We start from the raw sequence: 2929 nt of genomic DNA on the forward strand, positions 1-2929 counted from the left end.
GGTGAGCGTACGACTGCCGGCGCTGGCCGAGCCCGACGCGGACTAGCGCGGAGGCCGCCGACGTCACCCGGCCACGCCGGCCCGGGCCGACGCCGCACTGCTGAGGGGGTCAGCCGCGGCGGGTGCAGACCGGGGCGGCCCGGGCGACCGTGTCGGTGGACCAGACCACCGCGACGGTGAAGCAGTAGTCCTGGCTGCGGCTCAGCCCGTACGCGGTGTAACTGTCGGTGCCGGCCGGGAGCTCCTCGAAGGTGTGCTGGCTGTCCCGCGAGCGGCCCCCGGCGATCACCACCGGCCCCTCCGCACCGGCCGGGTACGTCCAGCTCAGCACGATGCTGTCCCGCCGGTCGGTGAGCCGGACCCGGCCGGGCGGGGTGCCCGGGGAGGCGGGGGCGGCCGCCGGCGTGCCGGTGGGTGCGGCGGACGTGCCACCCGGCGAAACGCCGGCGGTGGTGCGGGCCGGCGGCGGGGTGCCGCGCGACCGGTCCACCCGGGACACCCCCGCCACCACCGCGATCGTGCCGAGCAGCAGGGCCACGATGACCCCGGCCACCACCAGCGGCAGCCAGGGCGTGGCCCGGCGCTCGGGCGCGGGCGGGCGGGGCACGTGCACCGGCAGGTACGGCGACGGCGGGTCGGGCTCGGTGGCGCCGGGCACCCGGCGCACTCCGGCGGGCTCCTCCTCGGTCAGTCCGACCACGGTCGGCGGCAGCGCGCTCTCCCCGGCGGCCGGATCGTCGAGCAGCGGCTCCTCCGGCGGCCACCAGTCGTCCGGCGGCCCGGCGAGGTCGTCGTCCGCGTCCGGTGGGGTACGCGGGGTGGGCACGCTCGGGTAGGCCGTCTCGGCCGCCTCCGCGGAGCGGTCCGGCGGGTAGTAGAGAAGCTGCTCCGGCGGCGGCTCGGTGGTGTGCTCGGGCGGGTCGGGGAGCAGCGGCTCCGGCGGCCCCTCGGCGGCCGGGGGGACCCGGGCGCCGGGCACCACGGGCGTCTCGCGGGCCGGCGGCGCCGGCGCGGCGCAGACGTGGTCCGGGTCGGCGGCGGCCCGGGCCAGCGTGGCGACCTGCGCGGCGAGCGCGTCGTCCGGGGCCAGATGGGCCGCGCACAACTCCTCGGCGAGGGTCAGGTGCTCGTCGGACTCGGCGTACCGGCCGCAGTCGCGTTCCATCGCGCCGAGCTTGGCCAGCATCTTGATCCCGCTGGGATGGCCGTCGCCGTACACCTCCCGGTGCAGTTCCCAGGCGTCCTGGAGGCGGTCCCGGGCGACCTCGCACTCGCCCCGCGCGTACTCCACGGTGGCCAGGTCGGCGTGGGCGGCCAGCACCCGCTGCGACTCCGGGCCGTCGCGGGCGGTCAGCTCGATGATGACGTCGGAATAGAGCCGGGCGGCCCGGGCGTCGCTGCCCACCCGGTGCAGCACGGCGGCCAGGGTGGCCGCGGCGGTGACGGTGCGCTCGTCCGACCGGCCGTACAGCCGGGTGGCCGCCGCGTACGCGAAGGCGGCCCAGCCGCGCGCGGAGTGCGGCTCGCCGAGGGCGACCAGCACCCGGGCCTGCAGGCCGGCGGCGTCGGCCAGCTCGGGGGAGGCGTTGGCGGGACGCGGATCGGCGTCGGTCAGCGCGTCGGCGAGCAGTCGCTGGGCACCGGCGAGGTCGCCTTCGGACACCAGGTGGTGCGCCTGGACAGTCAGTTCACCGAAGCCGGAGGACACGCCCCATCGTGCTCATCCGACGACGGTAAGTACAAGCCCCGGAGTGGATCAGTTTGGTCAGGATCCGGTCAGGTGGTCGGCGAGGGTCTCGCTGATCCGCCGGAGCTGGTCCACCTGGGCCGGGCTCAGCGCGTCGAAGAGGTGCCGGCGTACCCCTTCGACGTGGCCGGGCGCGGCGGCGGCGAGGGTGGCGAAGCCGGCGTCGGTGAGCACCGCGATCTGGCCGCGCCGGTCGGTGGGGCACTCCTCGCGACGGACCCAGCCGGCCGCTTCGAGCCGGGCGACGGCGTGCGAGAGCCGGCTGCGCGAGGAGCCGGTGGCCTCGGCGAGTTCGCTCATCCGCAGCCGGCGCTCGGCGGCCTCGGAGAGCCGGACCAGGATCTCGTAGTAGGCGTGCGGCATCCCCGCGTCACGTTGCAGCTCGCGGTCGAGGGTGTCCATCAACGCCCGGCTGGCGGCGAGGAAGGCGCGCCAGGTCCGCTGTTCGTCTGGGTCCAGCCACCGGGTCATGGCGACCATCATAGTCGAGGTTATTGAACGCTCAATTAAATCGGGGTACCGTCGACGGCATGGGAATCCACCGGCTCAACCACGCCGTGCTCTACGTCCGCAACCTCGAGCGCAGCGTCGCCTTCTACCGCGACGTGCTGGGCTTCCGTCCGGTGCCGATGACGCCGGACGGGTTCCGGGGCGCCGCCTTCCTGCAGGCGCCCGACTCCACCAACGACCACGACCTCGGCCTCTTCGAGATCGGCGCCGCCGCCGGGCCGTCCCCGGCCGGCCGGGCCACCGTCGGCCTCTACCACCTGGCCTGGGAGCTCGACACCCTGGACGAGCTGGCCGCCACCGCCGAGCGGCTCTCCGCCGCCGGGGCCCTGGTCGGCGCCTCCGACCACGGCACCACCAAGAGCCTCTACGGCCAGGACCCGGACGGCCTGGAGTTCGAGATCGTCTGGATCGTCCCGGCCGACCTGCTCGACGACGACGCCCTGGCGGCCCGCAAGCGGATCGGCCGGCTCGACCTCGACCGGGAGCGGCGGCGCTACGGCGGCCAGACCCGCGGTGGCGTGGGCATCTCCGTCCCCGCCTGACGCACCGCCGCACCGGCCGCCGGGTCGGTGCGGTAGAACGGCACCATGTCGACCGACGCCGTCCTGCGCGAGCTGCTCGTCCGCCAGCTCGACCACTGGCTGCCGGGAGCGTTGCACCGCTCCCGGCGGG

Annotated in this window: 3 protein-coding genes; 1 reads left to right on the forward strand and 2 read right to left on the reverse strand. The window is 76.0% G+C overall.

Annotation, left to right across the window (positions count from 1 at the left end; genetic code table 11):
• Window positions 1-109: 109 nt before the first annotated feature.
• Window positions 110-1708: a tetratricopeptide repeat protein gene (locus tag ACWEVO_RS34065; protein WP_452311526.1), complete on the reverse strand. Its 1599-nt coding sequence runs from the start codon at window positions 1706-1708 to the stop codon at window positions 110-112.
• Between the two features lie 57 nt (window positions 1709-1765).
• A complete protein-coding gene (locus ACWEVO_RS34070; RefSeq protein ID WP_452311527.1) occupies window positions 1766-2227 on the reverse strand; it encodes a MarR family winged helix-turn-helix transcriptional regulator in 462 nt (153 codons plus the stop codon).
• Window positions 2228-2277: 50 nt separating this feature from the next.
• On the opposite strand from ACWEVO_RS34070, the gene ACWEVO_RS34075 reads away from it, so the two are divergent.
• Window positions 2278-2799, forward strand: a complete 522-nt coding sequence (locus ACWEVO_RS34075; RefSeq protein ID WP_452311528.1) for a VOC family protein — start codon at window positions 2278-2280, stop codon at window positions 2797-2799.
• Window positions 2800-2929 lie beyond the last annotated feature (130 nt).

It is taken from the genome of Micromonospora sp. NPDC003776, from assembly GCF_053605645.1.

Coding starts and splice junctions, on each gene's coding strand:
- ACWEVO_RS34070 (WP_452311527.1), bottom strand. CDS start 2,227: ATGGTCGCCATGACCCGGTGGCTGGACCCAGACGAACAGCGGACCTGG.
- ACWEVO_RS34075 (WP_452311528.1), top strand. CDS start 2,278: ATGGGAATCCACCGGCTCAACCACGCCGTGCTCTACGTCCGCAACCTC.